Genomic DNA, 26,217 nt, shown 5'->3' with positions numbered 1-26,217 from the left:
AAGATATGACAGTTAAGAAATGGAAACACAGCGGAACAAAGAAACACAGCATGTCAGACCGTGAAATACGAAACGGTCTTCTTTCGGAAAAAGCAGCAGAGGAGGGTATTGTACTGCTGAAAAATGATAAAAAAATACTCCCTCTGAATATTTCCACGAAAATAGGTTTATACGGCGCCGGTGCGGGAAAGACAGTGAAAGGCGGAACAGGTTCCGGTGATGTGAATAACAGAAGTAACATTTCTATTTATCAGGGACTGAAAGAAAACGGTATTCAGATCGTAAGCGAGAAATGGCTAGCCAATTATGAGTCAATATACGCAGAAGCACGCCGGGCATGGAAAGAAAAAATACTGGAAGAAGCAAAGTTTGTGGAAAATCCTTTTGATGCCTATGCGGAAAATCCTTTTGCAATGCCGGAAGGCCGTGCAGTCACAGCAGAAGATACTGTCGATGCCCAGACAGCAATCTATGTGGTAAGCAGGATTTCCGGTGAGGGAAAGGATAGGCGCAGGGTCGAGGGAGATTATTATCTGAGCAGACGGGAGCGGGAGGATCTCCGGTTCCTTGATGCACAGAAGATTCCTACAGTACTTATCCTGAATTCCGGCGGTCCGGTAGAACTGACAGATATTTTGGAAGAAACAGAAAATATCTGTGCTGTCCTGAATATTTCTCAGCTTGGACAAAGAGGCGGACTTGCCCTCGCCAATGTCCTTCTGGGAAAGGTAACTCCAGGCGGCAAGCTGACTGCAACATGGGCCAGAAGGTATGAGGATTATCCGTGTGCAGAGGAATACAGCTATCTTAATGGCAAGCTTGAAAGAGAAGAGTACAAGGAAGGAATTTATACAGGATATCGTTATTTTGATACTTTTGGTGTAAAACCGCTGTTTCCGTTTGGATATGGACTTTCTTACACAGAAATGCAGATACGCTTCCATGGGATGAAAACATCAGGGGATGGCGTTGAAGTTGAAGCAGAGGTAACGAATACAGGAGAAACTTTTTCGGGAAAAGAGGTCGTGCAGGTCTATGTGTCTCTTCCACAGAATGAATCAGGGAAGGAATACCGTCGACTGGCTGGCTTTGCAAAAACAAAACTTCTGAAGCCGGGGGAAAAAGAACTGCTGAAAATCAGGATCGACAGAAAGACACTGGCATATTTTTCCGAAGAGCAGCATGCCTGGATTGCTGAAAAAGGTTATTATGCTGTCTGGGTCGGAAACAGCATTGCATCGCTTACGCTGGCTGCAATGCTTGAAGTGCCGGAGAGTGTGATCCTGGATAAAACGAATATCCTTGAGAACCAGACTGATATTACTGAAGAAGTTTATGACCGCCAGAATCTTTCTGCCAGAACTCTGAAATGGAAAGAGAAGGCAGAGAATGAGAAGATTGGAAGATATATCTATTATCCTGAACCAGAGAAGAGAACAGAATGCACCTGCCAACCGGAAAATAAGATTCCTGCAAAGGATCTGCTCCCACTGTTTTATGGGAATATTGCTGGAATCTCCAGTAATCTGGGGGCGGCAGGAATCCGTGTTCCTGGCTCTGCCGGTGAGACCACGGCTGCTCTTTATGAGCAATATGGTGTTTCCTCACTGATCATGGCCGATGGGCCGGCAGGACTGAGACTTCAGCAGAATTATGAAGTAGACAGAGAAACAGACACAGTATATGGAATCGGTGTCCTTGGATCTCTGGAAAACGGATACCTGAGAACAGATGAGACTCACGAAAACGCAGACAGATATTATCAGTTCTGTACGGCATTTCCGGTTGGAACTGCACTGGCTCAGACCTGGGATACTGCCCTTGTGGAAAAAGTTGGAATAGCAGTGGCAGAAGAAATGGAAGAATTCCACATAGATCTCTGGCTAGCACCTGGTCTTAATATTCAGAGAAACCCTCTGTGCGGCAGAAATTTTGAGTATTATTCCGAAGATCCGCTGCTTTCCGGAACTATGGCAGCAGCCATGACAAAAGGAGTGCAGAGCAGACCTGGCTGCGGTGTTACCGTTAAGCATTTTGCCTGCAACAATCAGGAAGATAATCGTATGGGCGTAGATGCACAGGTATCAGAACGTGCCCTGAGGGAAATTTACCTGCGTGGTTTTGAGATTGCAGTTAAAGAAAGCAGACCAGTGGCAATCATGTCTTCCTATAATTTACTGAATGGTGTCCATGCTGCAAACAGTGTTGATCTCTGTACAGCCATTGCCCGAAAAGAGTGGGGATTTGACGGTGTGATCATGTCAGACTGGAATACAACGGTTCCGGAAGATGGAAGTATTCCGTGGAAATGCGTGACAGCAGGAAATGATATTATCATGCCTGGTAATGCAGCCGACGCAGAAAATATCCGAAAAGCTTTTGAAGACGGAAAGCTTTCGGAAGAAGTTGTCAGAATGTGTGCGGGACGTATTCTGAACCTGATACACACACTGACAGCAGAATAAAAAATATATATAGTAGTGAAAAACTTGCCTGAATTCAATTTTCGATTTATCATTGGATTCAGGCATATTTTTTGCAGATGTCGCGCAAGGCAACCCGTTTTAGGCGGAGGATCCTGCAGGCAGTTTTTTATATGCCGTGAAAAGGAGAATACCATGAACATAAAACGAGCAAAGCAGGAGATCAGAGATTCCATAGAAGCATATCTTTCAAAGGACGAATTCGGTGAGTACCGGATCCCGGCGATCCGACAGAGACCGATCCTTCTTATGGGCCCTCCGGGAATCGGAAAGACACAGATTATGGAACAGATAGCAAGGGAATGCGGGATTGCTCTTGTTTCCTATACCATTACCCACCACACCAGGCAGAGTGCTGTGGGACTTCCTTTTATTGTAAAAAAGAATTATGGTGAGGAAGAATTTTCTGTCACGGAATATACCATGAGTGAGATCATTTCGTCCGTTTACGACAAAATGGAAAAAACAGGTCTGAAAGAAGGCATCCTGTTCATTGATGAGATCAACTGCGTATCTGAAACACTAGCGCCGATGATGCTGCAGTTCCTTCAGGGAAAAACCTTCGGAAACCAGAAGGTGCCGGAAGGCTGGGTGATCGTCACAGCAGGCAACCCGCCAGAATATAACAAATCCGTCCGGGAATTCGATGTGGTCACTCTGGACCGTATCAAGAAGATCGATGTGGAGGCAGACTTTGATGTGTGGAAGGAATACGCCTATCAGCAGGGAATTCATCCGGCGGTGATCTCCTATCTGGAGCTTCGCAGAAAAAATTTCTACAGGGTGGAGAATACCGTAGACGGAAAGATCTTTGCCACAGCCAGAGGCTGGGAGGATCTTTCCCGTCTGATCCAGGTTTATGAGATCCTTGGAAAAACCGTAGACCGTGAGGTGGTCAGTCAGTACATTCAGCACAGGATGATCGCGAAGGATTTTGCAGGCTATCTGGCTCTTTATTATAAGTACAGAACGGACTATAAAGTGGAGGACATCCTGAAAGGAAAGTGGGATCCCATTACTCTGGGTAAGATCCGCACAGCCTCTCTGGACGAGCATTTGAGCATTGTAAGCCTTCTCAACGGAAAGCTCAGCGAGCTTTTTACAGAATGCTATCTTACCGATGCCTACATCACGAAACTGTATGATTATATGGTGTACTTCAGAGAAGATCAGGACAGCCTCACAGCAAAAAATCTCATGGAAAAAGCAGAGGCGGATCTTGAAAAGGACAAAAAGAGTGAGCTTCTTACAAAACAGCAGGAGCGTATACAGAAACGTGTTGTGTCATTTTTTGAAAATGCGTCCGGATCGAAATCAACCTCGGGATCAATTGGATCGAAATCAACCGGATCAGATAAAACCAGATCAGGCTCATATCCGGCAGGAGGCAGAAGTGCTGCAGCAGAATCGAAAGATCCATCGTCAAACAGGAACTATGAGTTTGTGAAAGTCCTCTTCGAATCCGAAACCGAAGCCTACGAAAACCGAACCGATGAAATATCTCTTACTCTTCAGAACGTCTTCGACTTCATGGAAGCTGCTTTTGGGGACAGCCAGGAAATGGTGGCATTTATCACAGAACTGAATGCCAACTATTATAGTCTCTGGTTCATTCGGGAGAACGGTTCTGACCAGTATTACAGGCATAATAAAGGTCTTCTTTTTGACGACCGCCAGAAAATGCTTCTGGGACAGATGGAGGAAGTGGAAAACATTCTCAATAATGGAATAAAATAATATTACTGTTCACTCCGTTCTCAGTAACACGCTTCGCGATGCACAGAATTTATGCTAATCGCATAAATTCGCGCGGTATGTCTCGGGTTTTCTGTGACCTTCGTTCACAAAAAACACCTCGCGGAATATTACCAGTGGACAGTAACAAAATAATATGTCTTACCAATTTATTATTTACTATTGATTAAATTGGGGAATTATCGTATAATATTTACTATAAAAGTCCGGAAAATAGAGAGGGCAAATAGTCAAAATGCACAGACTGGCTGAATGGCTGCAGAGCGATCATCTGGTGCAGAACTGCATGATGACTGAGAATGGTAAATATCCACTTGTCTATATTCCGGGATTTTTATGTAAAGGAAGGCAACACAATAATAAAGGAAGGCGGCCGAAACGGACGACATGTTTACAAAGATTACAGAAGAACGAGCATTTGACGGAATATTAGCGCAGATCATAGAAAATATCCGGCGGGGAGAACTGAAGCCGGGGGACACTTTACCTGCGGAACGTGTTATGGCAGAATCACTGGGAGTTTCCAGACCTGCTGTCCGTGAAGTCCTGCGGGCACTGGAGCTGATGGGAATTGTCACAACGGTCCGCGGCGGAGCCAACTATATTACCGAGAATATGGATCAGTGGCTTTCTGCACCACTGGCCCTTCTTTTTCAGCTGAATAACAGCCATGTACAGCAGGTACAGGAACTTCGTTCTGCGTTGGAGCAGGAGGCTGCGCTTCTTGCAGCCGGGAATTGTACGGAGAAGGATGCATTAGATCTGCGTTCCATCCTGGCACAGTTGGAGAGCTCAGAGGACGAGAAAGCCCGTGCAGGTCTTGATAAGAAGCTTCATACGAAGATTGGCAGGATCGCAGGGAATCCTATGATCTACAATGTCCTGGATGCGGCAGCGCAGCTGACTGAGGAGATCATTTCCGGCACCCGAGCCTATATTATGCAGAAACATAATTCCGCTCTGGAGGTGGATGAGCAGCACAGAAGGCTGGTGGAAGCCATTATTTCCGGAGACCGGAACCAGGCGGAGAAGCTGATGCGCGAACATATGGAAACCATTGAGAAATATATACTGGAGATTGCGCAGCAGCAGGGGGAGAACAGCCTTGTATTTCATCGCTGATCCACCTGAAAAAATTAAATAAAATTTCAGTAAAAATCCCGTTGATTTGGTAAGACCACTATTGATTTTGGTAAGACCGAGTGCTATAATAGGGACTGTATTGGTAATACCAAAAAGTTTGATATTATGGCAGCATCCTGAAGGCTTCATGACGAGACAGCGTAAGACGAGACAGCATAAGTTGAGACAGCATGAGATGAGACAGCATAAGTTGAGACAGCATGAGTTGAGACAGCATGAGATGAGGCAGCATAAGTTGAGACAGCATGAGATGAGACAGCATAAGTTGAAGCAGCGTTAGGTAGGACAGCGTAAGACGAGACAGCACAGGATGAAGGTTACTGTATCCCTGCGGTATTATATAAAGTATGCAGCAGGCCACAGCGTGGGCGGTAACCTGCCGGAAATATCAGGAGAAAGGACTTGCGATTATGGGATATGTAAAATGGAGTTATGACACACTGAACCATTTCTGCGGAGACGTTTTTAAAGCGTTTGGCTTTTCTGAGGAAGAAGGAAGCATCATTAAAGATGTTCTTCTGACTGCTGATCTGTATGGGATCGAGAGCCACGGAATGCAGAGGATGGTTCGTTACCATAAAGGAATCGAGAAGGGGACTATTCATCCCCAGGCGAAACCGGAAGTTGTTTTTGAAACACCGATTTCTGCTGTGATAGACGGACATAACGGAATGGGCCAGCTGATCAGCCATTTTGCCATGGAAAAGGCAATTGAGAAGGCAAAGACAACTGGTGTGGGAATCGTAAGTGTACGAAATTCCAACCATTTCGGTATTGCAGGATATTATGCGAACATGGCCTGCCATGAAGGCCTTCTTGGAATGGCATGTACCAACTCCGAGGCGATCATGGTACCGACTTTTGGAAGAAAGGCTATGCTGGGCTCCAACCCGATCGCAGTCGCTATGCCTGCAGACCCGTATCCGTTTTTCTTTGACTGTTCCACAACAGTTGTAACCAGAGGTAAACTGGAAATGTATAATAAGATGGGTAAGCCTCTTCCGGATGGCTGGGCACTTGACAAAAACGGTCATGCCAGCAATAATGCACCGGATGTACTTGCAAACATCGTAGCCAAGAAGGGCGGCGGAATCATGCCTCTTGGTGGAAACGAGGAAGTCAGCGGAAGCCATAAGGGATATGGCTATGGAATGCTCTGTGAGCTGTTCAGCTCCATTCTTTCCATGGGCGTTACCTCCGACAAATGCTGTACATTCCCGGACAAGACCGGTATCTGCCATGGATTTATGGCGATCAACCCGGCGGCATTCGGAGATCCGGATGCGATCCGCAAGCATTTTTCAGAATATCTTGAGGCGCTTCGGGAGAGTCCGAAGGCAGACGGTCAGGACAGGATCTATACACACGGCGAGAAAGAGGTAGCTGCTGAAAAAGACAGAAAAGAGAATGGCATTCCGGTCAACGACAATACCATGGTAGAGCTTGCTGATCTCTGCAGTTATCTGAAGCTTGATTTTGGCTCTTATTTTGAAGGCTATGAGCTTCCGAAGGACAGTAAATTCTTCAATGGTAATTATTAATTCAGGTAATCCTTTTGAAATGAAATATATCATAATTATCCAAGGAGGAAAAGAAAATGGATTATGCAAAAGAGTCATTAAGACTGCACGGAGATTGGAAAGGTAAGATCGAGGTTGTTACAAGAGTGCCGGTTGAGAATAAAGACGACCTTTCTCTTGCATATACACCAGGTGTAGCTCAGCCTTGCCTTGAGATCCAGAAAGATATCAATAAATCCTACGAGCTTACAAGAAGATGGAATATGTGTCTTGTTGTAACAGACGGTTCCGCAGTTCTTGGTCTTGGTGACATCGGACCGGAAGCCGGTATGCCTGTAATGGAAGGTAAATGTGTACTGTTCAAGGCATTCGGCGATGTAGACGCATTCCCGCTTTGCATTAAGAGCCATGATGTAGACGAGATCGTAAATACTATTTACATGATCTCCGGATCCTTCGGTGGTGTTAACCTTGAGGATATCTCCGCTCCGAGATGCTTTGAGATCGAGAAAAAACTGAAAGAGAAATGTGATATTCCGATCTTCCACGATGATCAGCACGGAACTGCAGTTATCACACTTGCAGGTCTGACAAACGCTCTGAAGGTTGTCGGAAAGAAGAAAGAGGATGTTCGTATCGTTATGAACGGTGCAGGTGCAGCTGCTATCTCTATCTGCAGACTTCTTCTGAAAGCAGGCTTCAAGGATGTTACACTCTGCGATAGAAAGGGTGCCATCTATGAGGGACGTACAGAAGGAATGAACCCGGTTAAGGAAGAGATGAGCAAGCTCACAAACCTTCAGAAGAAACAGGGATCTCTTGCAGAGATGCTGGTTGGCGCGGATGTATTTATCGGTGTTTCCGCTCCTGGAGCAGTTACAACAGAGATGGTTAAGACCATGAACAAAGATGCCATCATCTTCGCATGCGCAAACCCGACACCGGAGATCTTCCCGGATGACGCAAAAGCAGGCGGAGCAAAGGTTATCTCCACAGGAAGAAGTGACTTCCCGAACCAGATCAACAACGTTCTTGCATTCCCTGGAATCTTCCGTGGTGCATTTGATGTAAGAGCAAGTGATATCAACGATGAGATGAAGATCGCAGCTTCCAAGGCGCTTGCAGATCTGATCACAGATGAGGAGCTTTCTCCGGAGTATATCATTCCGAAGGCATTCGACAAGAGAGTCGGACCGGCTGTCGCAAAAGCAGTAGCAGAGGCAGCAAAAGCAACAGGCGTAGCACGTATCTGATCTTAAGCGCCTGATACGAACCAAAACAGCCCTTCATTAAGAAGAATATATCAGACACCCGTACTCTGTAACCCGGTACGGGTGTCTTTTTGTTTCCCGGCAGGTGGTATTACCCTTTGACAAATGTCCTCTCAGTGAGTACAATAGCAAAAGAATATGATAGGAGGTTAAGCACAGCATGAAACCATGGGAAGCTAATATACGAAAAGTAGTGCCGTATACTCCTGGCGAGCAGCCAAATGAGAGCGGCATGATCAAACTGAATACAAACGAGAATCCATATTCACCGGCTCCGGGTGTGGAGAAGGCGCTGAAGGCCCTTGATGCCGATACCCTGAGACTTTATCCGGATCCGACAGCAGGAGACCTGGTACACAGTATTGCCGCGTTCTACGGCCTGAAGGACGAGCAGGTATTTACAGGCGTTGGTTCCGATGACGTACTGGCTATGTGTTTTCTCACATTTTTTAATTCAGAGAAACCGATCCTGTTCCCGGACATCACTTATTCTTTCTATGATGTATGGGCAGATCTTTTAAGGATCCCATATGAGCGCCCGGCATTAGATGAGGAGTTCCATATCCGTAAGGAAGATTATTTCCGTGAAAACGGCGGAATCGTATTCCCTAATCCCAATGCACCGACCGGCGTGGAAATGCCTCTTTCTGAGATCGAGGAGATCGTGGCAAAGAATCCGGAGAGTATCGTGATCGTAGATGAGGCGTACGTGGATTTCGGAGCAGCATCCGCACTGCCGCTGATCGAAAAATATGATAATCTGCTTGTTGTACAGACCTTCTCCAAGTCCAGATCCCTGGCAGGAATGCGTATCGGATATGCTTTCGGAAATCCGGAGCTGATCAAATATCTCAATGATGTGAAATATTCCTTTAACTCCTATACCATGGATCGTACAACCATCGCGGCTGGTGTGGCATCTATGGAGGATAAGGTATATTTTGAGGAATGCTGCCATAAGATCATTACAACAAGAGAGTGGACAAAGGCAGAGCTCAGGAAGCTTGGATTTTCCTTCCAGGATTCCAGATCCAACTTTATCTTTGCCACACATGAGAGCTGTCCGGCCAAAGAGCTTTTCGCAGCACTGAGGGAGAAACATATCTATGTAAGATATTTCCCGAAGGACAGGATCGACAATCATCTCCGTATCTCCATCGGTACCGATGAGGAGATGAAAAAGCTGGTAGAATTCCTGACGGAATATCTGCAGAAATAACAGTTAAGGAGGTACTATGGAAGTACTGGTACAATGGTTTTCACACCACCTTGCACAGTTTATCTCTCCCGAGGGAGCTGTGTTCATCATTTCTATGATCCCGATACTGGAGCTTCGCGGCGGCCTTCTGGCAGCTTCTTTGCTGAAGATATCGGCTGCGAAGGCACTGCCGATCTGTATCGTGGGAAATATTATTCCGATTCCGTTTATCCTGCTTTTTATCCGGCAGATCTTTAAATGGATGAAAAAACAAAGACGTTCAGAGGTCTGATCACAAAGCTGGAAAACAGAGCTATGGGAAAGAGTGACCAGATCAAGAGATATGAATTTCTTGGACTTTTGCTGTTTGTGGGAATCCCTCTTCCGGGCACAGGAGCCTGGACAGGTGCACTGATCGCCTCTCTTCTTGAGGTGGATATCAAAAAATCCTCCATTGCGATCCTGTGCGGACTTTTTATGGCAAGTGCCATTATGTATATTGTTTCTTATGGAATTGTAGGAAATGTAGTGCATTGATCGATCGCAGAGAAGGAATGTCTTTTTGGTCGAAATCGGATTGAAAATAAAGAAATCCCTTACCGGATCTGTAAAATGATATGTGTTCTGTATTCAGGAAACATATCAGAGATCGGTAAGGGATTTCTTTATGTGTTTTTACATATCAGGCAGAAGTATACCGAGAAGATCCTTACATAAGTCTGCGCTTCAGCATGTCCGCGTTTAAAGCGTATTTCAGAGCTGTATCCCTGGTGATACGGCCTTTTTTATATAATTCCAGAAGGCTCTGGTCCATAGAACGCATCTGCTCCTGACCGGATGTGGAGATCACGCCTTCGATCTGGTGTACTTTATTGTCGCGGATCATATTGCGGATGGCAGGAGTCAGGCGCATGATCTCGAAAACAGGAATGTTGCGTCCGTCCACATCCGGGATCAGCTGCTGGGAGATTACAGCCTGAAGGACCATGGAAAGCTGGAGGGCAATCTGATGCTGCTGGGATGGTTCAAACACGTCCATGATGCGTTCGATGGTGTTGGCTGCTCCCAGAGTGTGCAGGCTGGAAAAGACAAGATGGCCGGTTTCCGCAGCGGTCATGGCAGTCTGGATGGTTTCATGATCACGCATCTCTCCAAGAAGGATCACATCCGGGCTCTGACGTAGTGTGGCACGAAGAGATGTCAGATAGCTTTCGGTGTCGGTACAGATCTCGCGCTGGCTGACGATACAGCGATCATGGCGGTGGAGATATTCCAGAGGATCCTCCAGAGTGATGATGTGGCCTTCCCGGGTATGGTTGATCCTGTCGATCAGACAGGCCATGGTGGTGGATTTACCGCTTCCAGCAGAACCGGTAACAAGGACCATGCCACGGGTATATTCGGAGATGTTCATCACATCCTCGGGAATGGAAAGCTCTGCAGGATCCGGCAGCCGGAAGGCGATCACGCGGATCACGGCAGCCAGGGAACCACGCTGCTTGTAGGCATTGACACGAAATCTGGAAACACCGGGAATGGAAAAAGAAAAGTCATCATCACCGGTTTCCATAAGACGGGATATATCGCGGTTTTCCGCAAGGCCGTAAATGGTGCGGAGTAAATTTTCTGTCTGATCAGGCATCAGCCTGTCACCACGGTCCAAAAGATGACCGTCGATCTTTTCGGCCAGGGGGCGGCCTGCGATGATAAAGATATCAGAGACACGCCGGTTGGCAGCTTCTGCTAAAAATTCAGGAATAGGGGTATCCATAGGTTTATTCTCCTTTAAATACATTCTGGTGGTTGTCAGGTTGCCAGGATCCGGTAAGCTCTGTGTTCCATTGCAGGATCTGATAAGCGGAAGAGCTTTTTTCCTGCGGGTAAAAAATCTCAAGCACTACAGAAAGCTGTTGTGTCTCGGAAATTCCAACGGAGAAGGAAAGGGTGTGGCTGTGGGAATCCCAGCTGAGATCGTTCCTTGTGTACGCAAGCTTTTGTATCATGGAAAAATATCTGGTCTCATCGGAAGCTTTTTCCCTGTATTGCTCCAGATCATCACGGATTTCTGAAACGGTTTCCGTGGCGCTTGCGCAGCCGGTGTAATAATTTTCGGTCTGTTCCATAGAATGTCTGGCTGTGTTAAGACTGGATCTGGAGCTTCCAAGAGTAAGCAGAGCAAGTACACAGAGACACAGCACAGAGAAGATAAGAAACAGGGAAGGAATGCCGACAGTTACAAAAAACGTATGCTTCTGTTTCAATGTACAGCCTCCCTTCTGTAGTCATCGACAGGAAAACGCAGGGTGATCCGGTAAAGCTCACTGCAGTTGGAAAGCTGCCGGAAAGAAAGCTCGCCGGATTTTTCTGAAGAAGAAATATCTGTTTCCAGGATCATTTCACAGGCGGCTTCTCCGGAAGAGCAGCTCTGCCAGTTACGGTCATAATACCAGATCAGGTTGGTGTTCTTTTTGATGCCCCCCGGAAGCAGAGAGAGGAACTGTTCATCGGTTCCGTCAGTGCCTTCCAGTATCTCGCCCACGGAGGTTGTGAGAGCCTGGATCTGGTTCCACTGTTCTGCCTGGAGCCGGTTTTTCCGTGCTGCCGCGAAGATCTGGATGCAGGCAGCTGAGGAAAGTGACAGAAACAAAAGGGCAAGGATCATTTCCATCAGAAAAAGGCTGGTACCGGAATTATGTCTTGATTCTTTCATGATGCCTCCTTTTTGTCAATGCGATGAAGCAGGAATTCCGAGCGGACTCCCGTGGTACTTTCCAGAGAAAAGTGGTAAAAACCATTTTCCATTTCCGAAAACCGGAAATCGGAAAGCTGTGAGATGACGGTTCCTGCATCGGAACTGGCCTGAGAGCCTTTTGCAGTGAAAAGCTCCATCAGACTGTCATTCTTCAGGTAAATATACGTGATATATTCTTTTCCTTTGATATCGTCCCGGAAACAAAGGGCAGGAATATCATCCAGAGAACCGGAAAAGATCTCATCGCCGCGGTCATGCTGCCGGAATTTGGTAGTCAGATAAGTTGCTGCGGTCCCAAGCTCGGAATCGGAGTCAGTCTGTTTCACAGTCTGCTGGTAAATCCGGGCGGAAAATAGCAGCATCAGTATAAGGAACAAAACAAAAACACCGAAAAGAAGAAGCGAAAAAAGAGAAGAAACGGAATGTCCGGTGTTCTTCCGGTGATTCATGAGGCATTCCCTCCTTTCGCACTGCCGGACAGAGCGATCACGCTGATAGACGGCAGGAGATTGGAACCGTTAGGAACATACTCTACTACGAATTTGGTTTTGTCATAAGTGATATGATAATCCGAGAGAAGCTGGGACAGGCTTTCGGGATATGTGCCTGTGAGGGCATAGGTGCGGATGGCACCGTTTTTCAGTGCCTGTTCCAGAGTATCCTGTTCTTTGTGTACGGCCTGGTCGGAGGTGCTGCTGACACCTGCCACAAACAAGGTGCAGGATAAAACCAGAAGCAGCGCCGGAAAGAGAAGAAAAAATGCTCTGAGAAATTTTGTTCTGCGGCTTTCAAAAAGTTCCATGCGGTCACCACCTTACATTGCAAAATCTGAGAGGATCCCCAGAAGCGGCATCATGACGGATAAAAGGACCAACCCCACAAGAAGAGACAGCAGGATCACGATGGTAGGCTCCACAATGGAGACTGCCTGTGAGATCAGATCTATGGATCTTTCGGTGTACTGCCGGGAAAGCCTGCGGAAGGTTTCGTCACTGGAACCGGAATAGAAGGATATCGTGATGAGACGGCCTTCCATGCCGCCGAACAGACCGGATTCTGTAAGGGCCCTGGAAAAAGTTTCTCCGCTATCCAGGATAGAGGAAGCCTTCCGGAGTCTTTCGAGTATCACCGGCTGTGAGATCAGATCCTTTGTAAGCTCCAGGCTGGTTTCCGGGGAAAGTCCGCTCCGAAGCCCCAGGGAAAGGCCCTGGGTCAGACGACTGTAATCCATGGCAACCGGGATCTCACGGAAAAACGGGAGATGGATGACCATTTTTCGCAGCTGGCTGTGACCTTTTTCCGTAAGACTGAAAAACAGGATGCAGCCAATGAGGGCTGCGGCGAGGATCAGAAAAACAGAGGAATACCGGCTGATTACGTTGCCTGCATTCAGAAGTCCCCGGGAAACCCCGTTCATTTCCATTCCCATCTGGTTAAATACCTGTTGAAATACCGGCAGGACTTTTATCAGAAGGACCAGGATCACAACAGCCATCATGCCAAGCATGAGCAGCGGGTAAGTGACTGCAGACCGTATCTGTCCTGAGATTTCTTCCTCCTGTTCATAGTGGGAACTGAGACTTTCCATGATCTCATCCAGGCAGCCGGTTTCCTCACCGGTCCGGACATAGGCGGTCATGGATGTGGGAAAGATCCCGGATTCGTCAAGAGCCCGGGAAAGAGAACCGTTTTCTTCCACGGAACGGATCAGGGGTGTGAGGATCTGCCGGTCTGCATCGGTCTTGCTTTCGTCACAGAGGATGTGAAGTCCTTCCGCTGTGGATATGCCGGAATGCAGAAGCATTCCCATCTGCCCGCAGAAACTGGATAATTCCCGGGCTGTCAGTTTGTTTTTCATAATAAGGTCTCCTTTAGTGGGTCAGCGCGTGAACTGTACCGTATAATTGCTTTCATCACCGATATATTCCTGGATCGCTTCATCACCATCACTGTTGGCGTCAAAGGTGGGATCCATCAGCTTCCAGGTGTCGCCGTCAAAAGATACTGCCTTTGTCACCCAGCCTCTGCCACGGATATAAACATCGATCCATGCATGCTTTACATCACCGGAATAGCCGATCTGAAGCTTGCAGGGAATGTCCTGGCTACGGAGCATTGCAGTAGTCAGTGCAGCGTAATCAAAACAGATCCCCGTGCCGGTGCTTAAAGTATCATCTACATCAGGAAGATAACCGGCTTCGACAGAATCAGCTTTGTCATAATCGTAGGAAATATGACTGGTAACATATGCATAGAAGGTTTTCAGGATGTCGATATCGGTCATGTCTTCTTTGACAAGAGAGGCTGCCAGTTTGCAGGCTTTACTTTTGGAAGAAAAGTCCACGTACTGGTTTGGATACAGAAACGGAAGAAATTCATTCTGAAGTTTTATTGTGAGCGTTTCCGTGTAAAGGGCGGCATACTGGTTTCCATCAACCTGCTGATAGCAGGTGATGAGATACTCACCGGAGCCTTCGGAAAAAGGAAGTACCGTCTGTTCATCAGGTTCCAGAAAATAGGAATAGACCACACCGGAGGGAGCAGTAAGCTGAATGTTCATGCGGGAATCATCGGAATCGGATTCTGCGGTCAGATACCCCTGATCCTGATTGGAAATATCCAGGATCAGAGGGGAACTGCCCAGTGTTTTTTGCCGGGGGCCTCCGGGGTGAGGACTCTGGTCGGAGAATATACCGGAGGTTCTTCATCGGAGGAAGGAGAATTTCCACAGCCTGCCAGCAGGATTCCGAAAAGCAGCCATACAAAAAAGAGACGGACTGGTAAAAATTTTGACATTGTTTCCGTTCTCCTGTTATATCATGCTTTCTTTTTGAACAGTATAGCAGATTCCGTGAAAAAAAGACAGGAGTAGGGCTCAAAATGCAGTGGAAAATGTTGACATTTCAGGGAAAAAAACATATACTCTATATATAAAGGCAAACCTGTTGAAAGACAGGGACGCAAAGCCATGGGTCTAAGGTCCGAAGGATGACTATGACAGCCGGTTGCCGCATTAAATTCCGATTTAATGACGTATTCAGATAACATCTATGAACAAGAATCTGTGTGTTAATGCGGCCGTTTATTTCGTTAGAATAAGCGGCTTTTTTGATGCCTAAAATCCGGTTTAGGTTGGAAACTGAAACGTCGGCTTTCAGAAAGGTGTGAATGATATGAAAAGAACAGATATCCGTAAAATTTTTACAGGCAGGAAAAAAGCTTTAGCAGGATGCCTTGCAGCTGTTATTGTACTGGCAGGTGGCTTTAATGTCTGGCAGTCGTCACAGGTTCCGGAATTTCCGGATTTTACAGATCCGGTAGTGGAGACTACCATCACAGAGGACGACACTCCACTTGCTTCAAAACCGAAGGTGACTACCAAAACGACTTCAAATACCAAGACAACCAGAAAAAAGTTAAGCTGAAAAAAGCGGCGACCAAGACTTATACCAAGAAGCTTCCGACTACCAATAAGAAGAGTACGACCACAAAGAAAACAAACAGAAATACAACCGTAAAAACATTAAAGACAGTTAAGACTGCAACAACACAGAAATACACAAAGAAATCAAAAACAGCCGTTCAGACACGGAAAGTAACTACAACCATTCAGACGACCACAACAGTCATGGCGGCTTCAGCTACTGCCGGCAAAGCGAATGCAGCTTCCACAAAAAAGTAGAAAGCATCAGCATGGACAGCAAATATTCAGTAAGCAATATTGCTTCCATTGCACCGAAGATGGACAGCAGGGTGCTCAAAGCCTACAAGAAGCTTGGATTTACTGTAACGATCGATCCGTCTGTTAACTACGGAGGCTGCTTTAACGCACATTCAAGAAGCATCATCCTTCGTTTTGAGAATGAGACAATCTACCATGAGCTGGGACATTTCCTTGCTTTTGTTGCGGGAAACGTAGACAGAACAAGTGATTTTGCCGCAGTTTATAACAGCGAAAAATCCAAATTTACAGGTATTAACAGAAGCTATGCAACGCAGAACAGTTCAGAATATTTTGCAGAATCAGTGCTTGAGTATGTAACAAGTCCGTCAATACTTAAGAGACAGAGACCAAAAACGTATGCAGCGATCGTGGCGGCTCTGAATAAAATTACCGATGAACGTATCCAGAGGGTCATGGATATATACGGACCGTTCTGGAGCTAAAAAAGAAGCATACAGGAACGTTGGATCTGTCCGGGAAGAGATCTCCCGGGCAGATTTTTTCTTTTTTGTGAGAAAAGTATAAAAAAATGTCGATAAATATTTCTTGCAATAGACTCTATAAGGTGTGTATAATGAAACATAAGCTGAAAACACGCTTTCATTCAAAAAAAGTGCAGCCATGTCAGGTTGTATCTGATTCCATAAACAACAAATATATAATTTATCAGATTTAAGAATAGAGGATTTAATATGAGAGAAAAGTATGAATCATTATCTCTGGCGGTGCTGAAGGATCTGGCAAAGGCGAGAGGGATGAAGGGAATTTCTACTCTGAGAAAACCGGCACTGATCGAGCGGATGCTGGAGGAGGACGTCAAAGAGTCCGACAGAGGAAATCCCGAAGAAGTACACAAAAGTACACCGGCAGAAAATACTGTAAAAGAAAAAAGCTATGATTCGGAAAAAACAGAATATCGTACCCGTCCGGCAGGGGAAGGACTTCAGGAGCAGCGGAAGGAATATCGTAGTGATAAGAATGAGCAGGAACACAGAAACACAAATCTCCGCAGAGAGTACAACCGTGAATATAACCGGGAAGCTACAAGGGAGAACGGGAATGTCCCGTCAGAATCCACCCAGCTGGACAGTGGCGAAAAGGCTAACGGGATCCTGGAGGTCCTTCCGGATGGATATGGCTTTATCCGATGTGAGAATTATATGCCGGGTGAGAACGACATTTATGTTTCTCCTTCCCAGATCCGCCGCTTTAATTTAAAGACAGGTGATATCATCCAGGGAAATATCCGCATCAAGACCCAGGGAGAGAAGTTCAGTGCCCTTCTCTACGTATCTTCCATTAACGGTTTCCATCCGAGTGAGGGACAGAGACGGTATAATTTTGAAGATATGACACCGATCTTTCCGAATGAGAGACTTGTCATGGAGCGTGCAGGCGGTACAACGGCCATGCGTATCGTGGATCTGATCAGTCCTATAGGAAAGGGCCAGCGAGGAATGATCGTATCTCCGCCAAAGGCAGGTAAGACAACCCTTCTGAAAGATGTTGCCAAGTCTATCCTCAGGAATAACAGAGATATGCATCTGATCATTCTTCTGATCGATGAGCGCCCTGAGGAGGTTACCGATATCAGAGAGGCGATCCAGGGACCGAATGTGGAAGTGATCTATTCTACATTTGATGAGCTTCCGGAACATCATAAGAGAGTTTCCGAGATGGTTGTGGAGCGTGCGCGCCGTCTTGTAGAGCATAAACAGGATGTGATCATTCTTCTGGATTCGATCACACGACTTGCTAGAGCCTATAATCTGATCATCCCGCCAAGCGGAAGAACCTTATCCGGTGGTCTTGACCCGGCGGCTCTCCATATGCCCAAAAGATTTTTTGGCGCAGCCCGTAATATGCGCGAGGGCGGAAGCCTGACGATTCTGGCAACCGCACTTGTGGATACCGGAAGCAAGATGGACGATGTTATTTATGAGGAGTTCAAGGGAACCGGTAATATGGAGCTTGTCCTGGATCGTAAATTACAGGAGAAACGGGTATTCCCGGCCATTGATATCCAGAAATCCGGAACCAGAAGAGAGGATCTGCTTCTCAGCAAGGATGAACAGGAAGCGGTTTATATTATGCGAAAAGCTCTCAACGGAATGAAAGCGGATGAGGCAGTAGAACAGATCCTGAATACCTTTGCCAGAACCAGGAACAATGCAGAACTGGTACAGACTGTAAAGAAACAGAAATTTTTATAAAGTCCTTGCATTTTACGGAAAGCTATGTTATACTTAGCAAGCTGTTTAAAATGGAATTCGTCAATTGAATACGAATAATATTAAATATATAGAGAGGTGAAAATCATGAGAGAAGGAATCCATCCGAACTACTATCAGGCAACTGTAACCTGCAACTGCGGAAACACTTTCGTAACAGGTTCTACTAAAGAGGACATCCATGTTGAGATCTGTTCCAAATGCCATCCGTTCTACACAGGACAGCAGAAGGCTACACAGGCTCGTGGACGTATCGATAAGTTCAACAAGAAATACGGCCTGAATAAGTAATTATTGCGAATACAGGAAATGAGAAGGTTGAGGTTGGGAAATCTCAACCTTTCTTTAACTGAAAAATTTTAAATTTGCACAGGAGAGAATGAATGAGATCATCGAATATCGGCGGACAGGCGGTCATGGAAGGCATCATGATGCGCCACAAGGACAAATATTCTATCGCAGTGCGCCGCCCGGACCAGGAGATCGAGCTGAAGGTAGAGGATTATAAATGTATCTTCGGAAATCACGCATTTCTGAAGAAACCGATCATCCGTGGTGTGGTAAGCTTTGTGGATTCTCTTGTGGTAGGCACGAAATGCCTGATGTATTCTGCGGAGATCGCAGGAGACGAGGAAGATGAGGAAACAGCCAGGAAGAATGAGCAGCTTACAGAAGAAGAGCGTTCTGCAAAGAAAGCCAAAGAGGATAAGCAGTTCAAGTGGCTTCTTTACATTACGGTAGCTATCTCCATGGTGGTTTCTGTGGCTGCTTTTATGTTTCTTCCGTATGTACTGGCCAGTCTGATCCGAGGGGTAGGTGCTTCGGAATTTCTGGTCACCATAGTGGAAGCCTTTGTGAAGCTGGCACTGTTTATGGGATATATGTTCCTGATCTCCAGAATGAAGGATATCCAGAGGACATTTATGTATCACGGTGCGGAGCACAAATGTATCAACTGTGTGGAGCATGGTCTGCCTCTGACGGTAGAGAATGTGTTAAAGAGCTCCAGGCTTCATAAGCGCTGTGGAACAAGCTTTCTGTTTCTGGTCATGCTGGTAAGTATTGTGCTGCATTTTATGTTTGTGGCGGTGCCGTTTTATTGGGTGAGACTGCTGGGAAGACTTCTCATGGTACCGGTAGTTGCGGGGATTTCCTTTGAAATCATCCAGTGGGCAGGAAGAACAGATAGTAAATTTGCGGACATTATGAGTAAACCAGGTCTTGCCATGCAGAAATTCACCACAAAGGAGCCTGCTGCAGATATGGCAGAGGTAGCCATTAAAGCAGTTGAGGCTGTTTTTGATTGGAGAGCTTATCTGAAAGAGGAATTTGACCTAGACATCCCATATGAGACAGAGGAGACAGAAAATGCAGACTCTTGAGTCCCTTCTGAAAAAAGGTACAACAATACTGAAAGATAACGGATTGGAAGAAGCCGGGCTGGATGCCTGGCTCCTTCTGGAATTTAAGACCGGAAAGAATCGGGCATATTATTTTGCGCATGGAGATGAACCGGTGTCTGATGAGACCGCAGCAGAGTATCTTACGCTGATCGACAGGCGGGCAGGACATATTCCTGTACAGCAGCTGACTCATCAGGCTTTTTTTATGGGCTATGAGTTTTATGTAAACGAAAACGTGCTGATTCCTAGACAGGATACGGAGACTCTGGTGGAAGAGGCATTGAAACACCTTGGGAATGTGGAAAAACCGGAGATCCTGGATATGTGTACCGGCTCCGGCTGCATCCTGCTCAGCCTTCTTCTGGAACGGCAGGATGCCTGTGGGACCGGTGTGGATGTTTCACCGGAAGCACTGGAAGTGGCAAAAAAGAATGCAGGTATTCTAAAGGTGGAGAACCGGGCGGATTTTGTGGAAAGCGATCTGTTCTCAGCACCGTATTTTTGTGAAAAAGGTGGAAAAGATAGTGGGAAATATGATATCCTTATTTCAAATCCGCCTTATATCGCAACAGAAGAAATTGAAACACTGATGGAAGAAGTCCGCCTTCATGATCCGAGGAAGGCCCTTGACGGAATGGAAGACGGGCTCTATTTTTACAGAAAGATCACCGCAGAGGCCGGAAGGTACCTGAAACCGGGCGGATGGCTTCTGTATGAGATCGGCTGCACCCAGGGTGAGGCAGTCAGTACAATGATGAAAGCAGCCGGTTTTACCGGGGTTCAGATCGTAAAGGATCTGCCGGGCCTTGACCGTGTGGTGCTTGGACAGAAACAGGAGGAAATACATGTTTGATAAACTGGATGATCTGCTGGTACGTTTTGAAGAGCTTCTCAATGAGCTGGGAGAACCGGGAGTAACCGACGATCCGGCACATTTTCAGAAGCTGATGAAGGAGCAGAGCGACCTGCAGCCAATCGTTGACGCATATAAAGAATATAAGAAAAATAAGGAAACCATCGAGGACAGTCTTTCCATGCTGGAGAGCGAGAAGGACGAAGAGATGCGTGAAATGCTGAAGGAAGAGCTTTCCGATGCAAAAAAGAGAGTGGAGGAGCTGGAGCATGAGTTGAAGATCCTTCTTCTTCCGAAGGACCCTAACGACAGCAAGAACGTTATCGTTGAGATCCGTGGAGGTGCAGGCGGTGATGAGGCAGCGCTTTTTGCAGCAGAGATTTATCGTATGTATGTGAAATACGCGGAGTCCCGCCGCTGGAAAACCGAGATGCTCAGCCTCAATGAGAACGGCATCGGCGGCTTTAAGGAGGTTACCTTCATGATCAAGGGTGAGGGTGCATATTCCAGACTGAAATACGAAAGCGGTGTTCACCGTGTACAGCGAGTACCGGAGACAGAGTCCGGCGGAAGGATCCATACCTCTACCTGTACGGTAGCGATCATGCCGGAGGCGGAAGAAATTGATTTCCATCTGGATCTCAATGAGTGTAAATTCGATGTGTTCCGTGCATCCGGAAACGGTGGTCAGTGTGTCAACACCACAGACTCCGCAGTACGTCTTACTCATATCCCTACAGGAATCGTGATTTCCTGCCAGGATGAGAAGTCTCAGCTTAAGAACAAGGATAAAGCACTTCGTGTGCTTCGTTCCCGTCTGTATGAGATGGAGCTTGCCAAGCAGCATGACGCTGAGGCAGAGGCAAGGAGAAGCCAGATCGGTACAGGTGACCGCTCCGAGAAGATCCGTACCTACAACTTCCCTCAGGGACGTGTAACAGACCACAGGATCAAGCTTACCCTTCATCGTCTTGAGAATATCCTTAACGGAGATCTGGATGAGATCATTGACAGTCTGATCGCAGCAGACCAGGCAGTAAAGCTGACAAAGCTGAATGAACAGGAGTAAGCGCTGATTACAGCTACAGAGTTCAAAAAATTATAATAAATCAGGAGGAAACGAAAATGAAAAAGACAGCACTGGTGATTATGGCAGCCGGTATCGGCAGCCGTTTTGGAAAAGGAATCAAGCAGCTTGCACCGGTAGGCCCGAAGGGCGAGATCATTATGGACTATTCCATCCATGATGCACTGGAGGCAGGATTCAACAAGGTCGTATTTATCATCCGCAAAGACCTTGAAGATGAATTCAAAAAAGTGATCGGAGACCGTATCTCCAACATTACAGAAGTTGCTTATGCATTCCAGGAGATCGACGATCTTCCGGGCAATTTCACAAAACCGGCGGACCGTACCAAGCCATGGGGAACCGGACACGCTGTACTGGCAGCAAAGAAAGTCCTTTCCGAGCCATTCGCTGTTATCAATGCAGATGACTACTACGGAAAAGAAGCCTACGTAAAGGTACATGACTACCTGGTACAGGATCATCCGCAGGATGGCCCGATGCACATCTGCATGGCAGGTTTCCGCCTTGGAAATACATTAAGTGACAACGGAAGCGTCACAAGAGGAGTGTGCCATATTGAGGACGGCAAGCTTGTGGGTGTTACAGAGACACATAACATCTTCAAGACAGCAGATGGCGCAGAGACAAGAAATGACGATGGTACAGCAGAAACACTGGATACAAAGAGCCTTGTTTCCATGAATATGTGGGGACTGACACCGGAATTTATGGAGATCCTTGAGAAAGGCTTCGTTGAGTTTCTTGGCGGGATCAAAGAGGGAGACATCAAAAAAGAGTATCTTCTTCCTGAGCTTATCGACCAGCTGATCCATTCCGGAAAAGCAGCGGTAGATGTTCTTGAGACAAAGGACGAGTGGTTCGGTGTTACCTATCAGGAGGATAAGGCATCTGTACAGGCTGCATTCAAAAAACTTACAGATGACGGCGTTTATCCGGAAGGACTGTATCAGTAATAAAGGAGAACATTATGGGTAAATATTTCGGAACAGATGGTTTTCGTGGTGAAGCAAATGTAAAACTTACAGCAGATCATGCATTTCGTGTGGGACGTTATCTCGGCTGGTATTACGGCAGAGATCACAAGGCGAAGATCGTGATCGGCAAGGATACAAGAAGAAGCAGTTACATGTTTGAGTATGCCCTTGCGGCAGGACTTACCGCATCCGGAGCAGATGCCTATCTGCTTCATGTAACCACAACTCCAAGTGTATCCTATGTGGTACGTACAGAAGATTTTGACTGCGGTATCATGATTTCCGCAAGCCATAATCCGTTTAATGATAATGGGATCAAGGTCCTTAATGAGAACGGACAGAAGATTTCCGCAGATATTGAAGCACGTATCGAGGCATATCTGGACGGCGAGATCGAGGAGCTTCCGCTGGCAACCGGAGAAGATATCGGCTGTACTGTGGATTTTGCATCCGGAAGAAACCGTTATATCGGACATCTGATCTCTATCCCATGCCATGATTTCAAAAATATCAAGGTTGGGCTGGATTGTTCCAACGGAAGCTCATCCGCCATTGCTAAGAGCGTTTTTGACGCACTTCGTGCAAAAACCTATGTGATCAACAATGAGCCAAACGGAACCAACATCAACCGTGGCTGCGGTTCCACACACATTGAAGTTCTGAGACAGTTCGTGGTAGATAAAGGCCTGGATATCGGTTTTGCATATGATGGTGACGCAGACCGCTGTATCGCCGTAGACCACCGCGGAAACATCATTGACGGTGATAAGATCATGTATGTGTGCGGCAAATATTTAAGAGAGAAAGGCCAGCTCAACGGAAATACAGTTGTAACAACCGTTATGTCCAATCTTGGTCTTTACAAGTCTCTGGAGCGTGAAGGCATCGACTATGAGCAGACTGCAGTTGGTGACAAATACGTTGCTGAGAACATGATGGAAAACAATTACAGTATCGGTGGTGAACAGTCCGGACATATCATCTTTAGCCGCTATTCCGCTACCGGTGACGGGATCCTGACTTCTCTTATGATCATGGAGGCATGTGTGGATCAGAAGGCCACACTCTGCGACCTTGCAAAGGAGATGAAGGTTTATCCGCAGCTTCTCCGGAATGTGCGTGTTTCCGACAAGAAAACAGCACTGGAGAACGAAAAGGTAAAAGCAGCCATTGAGGCAGCCGCAGAGGCACTTGGCGATGACGGACGTATCCTGGTACGTGAGAGTGGTACAGAGCCGCTGATCCGTGTTATGGTAGAAGCGGGAACGGATGATCTCTGCCATAAATATGTAGATAGTGTTGTTGATGTGATGGAAGCCGAAGGGCTTGTTGTAGAATAAGGAATTCCATGAAAAAAACAAAGACCGTATTGATTCTTGCAGCCGTTACAGGAGCCTTGCTTCTGGGCGGCTGCGGCAGTGAAAAAACAAAAATATATGAACAGGCCGGAAAGGATCTTTCCCAGGGAAGCTACAAGTATGCCCTGGAGGAGTACCAGAGCTCGATCCAGAACGGAGTGAAGCTGGCACAGTCCTATCGCGGGGCAGGTATCGCAAGCCTGCGTCTTGGCAAATATGAGGATGCGGTGAATAGCTTCACGGAAGCTCTGAACTGCGATAAAGTAAGCAAAAGCCTTCGTAAGGATATCCTGTCCTACCGGGCTACTGCAGAGCTGAAGTCTGGAAAATACGAGGATGCCATGGCAGACTGCCAGACACTTGGAGAAGATTTTTCCATGGATGCAGGCAGTTATTTTCTCACCGGAAAGGTTGCCCTTGCCATGGATTCCTACGAAGAAGCCGCATCTAACTTCAAACAGGCCTATGGAGAAGATTCCACCTATGATATGGCGATCGAGATCTATGAGGCATATCTGGACAAGGATATGGAAGCGGACGGAACCAGATATCTGGAAGCTGCTCTTTCTTCTGAGGCCAAGGATGCCCAGGACCACTGTGACAGAGGCCGTGTCTACTACTATATGGAAGACTACAGCAACGCAAAAAAGAGCTTCTGGAAGCAACCAAGAAGGATAATACGGAAGCATTGCTTCTTCTGGGAATGGTATATCTGGCCCAGGATGATGTGGAAAATGCTCAGGCAATGTACAAGCAGTATATTTCCGCAGTGGGTGATTCCGCCAAGGGCTATAATGGTCTGGCACTGTGCGATATCCGAAGCGGAGATTATGATTCCGCTCTTGATAACATCACAAAAGGCCTTCCGACAGCTACCACAGACGAGATGCAGAGTCTTCTGTTCAATGAGATCGTAGCCTATGAAAAAAAGCTGGATTTTGCTACTGCACTGACCAAGGTCCAGGAATATATTGAGATGTTCCCTGAAGATTCCGCTGCAAAAAAAGAGCGGGCTTTCCTGAAAACCAGAACGTCTTCGGAGGGCTGATATGGAATATTTTGAGGAAATACAGGACAGGGTTATCCTGATCGGTGTCCAGGCAGATCGGGGGGATGACATGGAGGAATCCCTGGATGAGCTTGGAGAACTTGCGGTTACGGCAGGTGCGGCGGTTGCAGGCAGGATCATTCAGAATCGTGAGGCCGTACATCCGGGCACCTATATCGGAAAAGGCAAGATCGAAGAGGTAAAAGGTCTTCTCTATGCCCTGGATGCCAATGGTGTGATCTGTGACGATGAGCTTTCTCCTGCCCAGATGAATAATCTGGAGCGGGAGCTGGAGTGCAAGGTTATGGATCGTACCCTGCTGATCCTTGACATTTTTGCGAAGCGTGCCGTCACAAGTGAAGGCAAGATCCAGGTAGAGCTTGCACAGCTTCGTTACCGGTCTGCACGTCTTGTGGGACTACGTTCTTCTCTTTCGCGACTTGGAGGAGGAATCGGAACCAGAGGCCCTGGTGAGAAAAAGCTGGAGACAGACCGTCGTCTGATCCGGAACAGGATATCCGCACTGAAGCAGGAGCTTTCCCAGGTAGAAAAGCACAGAGAGCTGATCCGTTCCAGAAGAGCTGTGGGAAATCTGAAGACAGCAGCCATTGTTGGCTATACCAATGCAGGAAAGTCAACGCTTCTGAATACACTGACAGGCGCTTCGGTGCTTTCGGAGGATAAGCTGTTTGCCACACTGGATCCGACTACCCGTCTTCTGACACTGGATGACGGACAGCAGCTTCTTCTTACGGATACCGTAGGCTTTATCCGCAAGCTTCCCCACAATCTGGTGGAAGCCTTCAAAAGTACTCTGGAGGAAGCCAAATATGCGGATTATATCATTCATGTGGTAGATGCATCCAATCCTCAGGCGGAGATACAGATGCATATCGTATATGAAACCCTGAAAGAGCTTGGGGCCCTTGGAAAAAAGACGATCACACTTTTTAACAAGCAGGACCGTGTTTCCGGGGAGAGCTTTCGGGATCTCCGAGCAGACCATACGCTGAAGATTTCCGCACGGACAGGAGAGGGGCTTGAGGAATTTAAGCAGCTTCTTTCTGAGATACTGGCAGAAGGACAGATTTATATGGAACGGCTTTTTCCTTATTCGGAGGCCGGTCAGATCCAGCTGATCCGTGAGTATGGACAGCTTCTTTCGGAAGAGTATACCGAAGGAGGGATTGCTGTAAAAGCAAGAGTTCCGCGGGAAATCTATCCGAAAGTCACATAATGTTAAAATATCTACTCAGTACCATATATAGTACCGTGAACAAAACGGGCACTATATATGGTACTTTTTATGTTGACGCAAAGAGGCGTGTCTGATACAATAAGCCTACAGCGCTTTGAACACAGATCGTGAAACGGAGTGTGTTCGTAAGCAGGCAAGTGAGGCGGAATGAAATAT

At 46.8% G+C, this 26,217-nt stretch carries 25 protein-coding genes, 1 pseudogene and 1 riboswitch; of the genes and pseudogenes, 18 read left to right on the top strand and 8 right to left on the bottom strand.

The genetic code is table 11. From position 1 onward, the window contains the following. Positions 1-5: 5 nt before the first annotated feature. The 7 genes and pseudogenes from CK1_RS10195 to CK1_RS10165 all read left to right on the top strand — a co-directional run bounded on the left by CK1_RS10195 (position 6) and on the right by CK1_RS10165 (position 9,907). Positions 6-2,465, top strand: a complete 2,460-nt coding sequence (locus tag CK1_RS10195) for a glycoside hydrolase family 3 protein (protein ID WP_015526169.1) — start codon at positions 6-8, stop codon at positions 2,463-2,465. Between the two features lie 153 nt (positions 2,466-2,618). Further along, positions 2,619-4,220 (top strand): ATP-binding protein, encoded by a 1,602-nt coding sequence (locus tag CK1_RS10190; protein ID WP_015526168.1) that lies wholly within the window; start codon positions 2,619-2,621, stop codon positions 4,218-4,220. 405 nt (positions 4,221-4,625) lie between these two features. Then, complete coding sequence (locus CK1_RS10185; protein ID WP_015526167.1) at positions 4,626-5,360, top strand: FadR/GntR family transcriptional regulator; 735 nt, start codon at positions 4,626-4,628, stop codon at positions 5,358-5,360. 431 nt (positions 5,361-5,791) lie between these two features. Further along, positions 5,792-6,922 (top strand): Ldh family oxidoreductase, encoded by a 1,131-nt coding sequence (locus CK1_RS10180; RefSeq protein WP_021652098.1) that lies wholly within the window; start codon positions 5,792-5,794, stop codon positions 6,920-6,922. Positions 6,923-6,978: 56 nt separating this feature from the next. Next, entirely contained in the window at positions 6,979-8,154 is a 1,176-nt protein-coding gene (locus tag CK1_RS10175; RefSeq protein ID WP_015526165.1) for an NAD(P)-dependent malic enzyme, read from the top strand. 178 nt (positions 8,155-8,332) lie between these two features. Beyond that, positions 8,333-9,391, top strand: coding sequence for a histidinol-phosphate transaminase (gene hisC / locus CK1_RS10170; protein WP_015526164.1), 1,059 nt, complete (start codon positions 8,333-8,335; stop codon positions 9,389-9,391). A gap of 16 nt (positions 9,392-9,407) precedes the next feature. After that, a pseudogene (locus CK1_RS10165) lies at positions 9,408-9,907 on the top strand (COG2426 family protein). Between the two features lie 172 nt (positions 9,908-10,079). Here the strand turns inward: CK1_RS10165 and CK1_RS10160 are convergent. The 8 genes from CK1_RS10160 to CK1_RS10125 all read right to left on the bottom strand — a co-directional run bounded on the left by CK1_RS10160 (position 10,080) and on the right by CK1_RS10125 (position 14,918). Continuing rightward, a complete protein-coding gene (locus CK1_RS10160; RefSeq protein WP_015526160.1) occupies positions 10,080-11,141 on the bottom strand; it encodes a type IV pilus twitching motility protein PilT in 1,062 nt (353 codons plus the stop codon). 4 nt (positions 11,142-11,145) lie between these two features. Beyond that, positions 11,146-11,631, bottom strand: a complete 486-nt coding sequence (locus CK1_RS10155) for a hypothetical protein (protein ID WP_195635025.1) — start codon at positions 11,629-11,631, stop codon at positions 11,146-11,148. Next, on the bottom strand, positions 11,628-12,080 hold the full coding sequence (locus CK1_RS10150) for a hypothetical protein (RefSeq protein WP_015526159.1): 453 nt from the start codon (positions 12,078-12,080) through the stop codon (positions 11,628-11,630). Before CK1_RS10150 ends, CK1_RS10155 begins: the two co-directional genes overlap by 4 nt. Then, positions 12,077-12,571 carry a DUF4860 domain-containing protein gene (locus CK1_RS10145; protein ID WP_015526158.1) on the bottom strand — a complete coding sequence of 165 codons (495 nt, stop codon included), beginning with the start codon at positions 12,569-12,571 and terminating at the stop codon, positions 12,077-12,079. The genes CK1_RS10150 and CK1_RS10145 overlap by 4 nt, the downstream gene beginning before the upstream one ends. Continuing rightward, positions 12,568-12,924, bottom strand: a complete 357-nt coding sequence (locus CK1_RS10140) for a hypothetical protein (RefSeq protein WP_015526157.1) — start codon at positions 12,922-12,924, stop codon at positions 12,568-12,570. Before CK1_RS10140 ends, CK1_RS10145 begins: the two co-directional genes overlap by 4 nt. A 12-nt stretch (positions 12,925-12,936) precedes the next feature. Further along, on the bottom strand, positions 12,937-13,980 hold the full coding sequence (locus tag CK1_RS10135; RefSeq protein ID WP_015526156.1) for a type II secretion system F family protein: 1,044 nt from the start codon (positions 13,978-13,980) through the stop codon (positions 12,937-12,939). A gap of 21 nt (positions 13,981-14,001) precedes the next feature. Then, on the bottom strand, positions 14,002-14,682 hold the full coding sequence (locus CK1_RS10130; protein WP_015526155.1) for a transglutaminase-like domain-containing protein: 681 nt from the start codon (positions 14,680-14,682) through the stop codon (positions 14,002-14,004). Positions 14,683-14,747: 65 nt separating this feature from the next. Then, on the bottom strand, positions 14,748-14,918 hold the full coding sequence (locus CK1_RS10125; protein ID WP_306288862.1) for a hypothetical protein: 171 nt from the start codon (positions 14,916-14,918) through the stop codon (positions 14,748-14,750). Positions 14,919-15,047: 129 nt separating this feature from the next. Beyond that, a riboswitch (cyclic di-GMP riboswitch) is annotated at positions 15,048-15,135 on the top strand. 160 nt (positions 15,136-15,295) lie between these two features. On the opposite strand from CK1_RS10125, the gene CK1_RS10120 reads away from it, so the two are divergent. The 11 genes from CK1_RS10120 to hflX all read left to right on the top strand — a co-directional run bounded on the left by CK1_RS10120 (position 15,296) and on the right by hflX (position 26,040). Further along, a complete protein-coding gene (locus CK1_RS10120; RefSeq protein ID WP_015526154.1) occupies positions 15,296-15,547 on the top strand; it encodes a hypothetical protein in 252 nt (83 codons plus the stop codon). Between the two features lie 268 nt (positions 15,548-15,815). After that, a complete protein-coding gene (locus CK1_RS10115; protein WP_015526153.1) occupies positions 15,816-16,289 on the top strand; it encodes an anthrax toxin lethal factor-related metalloendopeptidase in 474 nt (157 codons plus the stop codon). A 249-nt stretch (positions 16,290-16,538) separates the two neighbouring features. Then, the gene (gene rho / locus CK1_RS10110; RefSeq protein ID WP_015526152.1) at positions 16,539-18,059 is read left to right on the top strand and encodes a transcription termination factor Rho; all 1,521 of its coding nucleotides are present in this window, start codon (positions 16,539-16,541) and stop codon (positions 18,057-18,059) included. 105 nt (positions 18,060-18,164) lie between these two features. Continuing rightward, a complete protein-coding gene (gene rpmE, locus CK1_RS10105; protein WP_015526151.1) occupies positions 18,165-18,368 on the top strand; it encodes a 50S ribosomal protein L31 in 204 nt (67 codons plus the stop codon). 92 nt (positions 18,369-18,460) lie between these two features. Continuing rightward, positions 18,461-19,459, top strand: coding sequence for a DUF1385 domain-containing protein (locus CK1_RS10100; protein ID WP_015526150.1), 999 nt, complete (start codon positions 18,461-18,463; stop codon positions 19,457-19,459). Beyond that, positions 19,446-20,333: a peptide chain release factor N(5)-glutamine methyltransferase gene (gene prmC, locus CK1_RS10095; protein ID WP_015526149.1), complete on the top strand. Its 888-nt coding sequence runs from the start codon at positions 19,446-19,448 to the stop codon at positions 20,331-20,333. The genes CK1_RS10100 and prmC overlap by 14 nt, the downstream gene beginning before the upstream one ends. Beyond that, positions 20,326-21,402 carry a peptide chain release factor 1 gene (gene prfA / locus CK1_RS10090; protein ID WP_015526148.1) on the top strand — a complete coding sequence of 359 codons (1,077 nt, stop codon included), beginning with the start codon at positions 20,326-20,328 and terminating at the stop codon, positions 21,400-21,402. The genes prmC and prfA overlap by 8 nt, the downstream gene beginning before the upstream one ends. A gap of 56 nt (positions 21,403-21,458) precedes the next feature. Beyond that, positions 21,459-22,376: a nucleotidyltransferase family protein gene (locus CK1_RS10085; RefSeq protein WP_015526147.1), complete on the top strand. Its 918-nt coding sequence runs from the start codon at positions 21,459-21,461 to the stop codon at positions 22,374-22,376. Between the two features lie 14 nt (positions 22,377-22,390). Next, positions 22,391-23,737 carry a phosphoglucosamine mutase gene (glmM, locus tag CK1_RS10080; RefSeq protein ID WP_015526146.1) on the top strand — a complete coding sequence of 449 codons (1,347 nt, stop codon included), beginning with the start codon at positions 22,391-22,393 and terminating at the stop codon, positions 23,735-23,737. Positions 23,738-24,641: 904 nt separating this feature from the next. Further along, entirely contained in the window at positions 24,642-24,803 is a 162-nt protein-coding gene (locus CK1_RS10070) for a hypothetical protein (RefSeq protein WP_015526144.1), read from the top strand. Between the two features lies 1 nt (position 24,804). Then, positions 24,805-26,040 carry a GTPase HflX gene (hflX, locus tag CK1_RS10065; RefSeq protein WP_015526143.1) on the top strand — a complete coding sequence of 412 codons (1,236 nt, stop codon included), beginning with the start codon at positions 24,805-24,807 and terminating at the stop codon, positions 26,038-26,040. Positions 26,041-26,217: the final 177 nt, after the last annotated feature.

Origin of the sequence: Ruminococcus sp. SR1/5, assembly GCF_000209835.1 — a bacterium.
Taxonomy (GTDB): domain Bacteria; phylum Bacillota; class Clostridia; order Lachnospirales; family Lachnospiraceae; genus Blautia_A; species Blautia_A fusiformis.
Note: the sequence above shows the minus strand (reverse complement) of the source record. Positions and strands in the feature narration are given on the sequence as shown.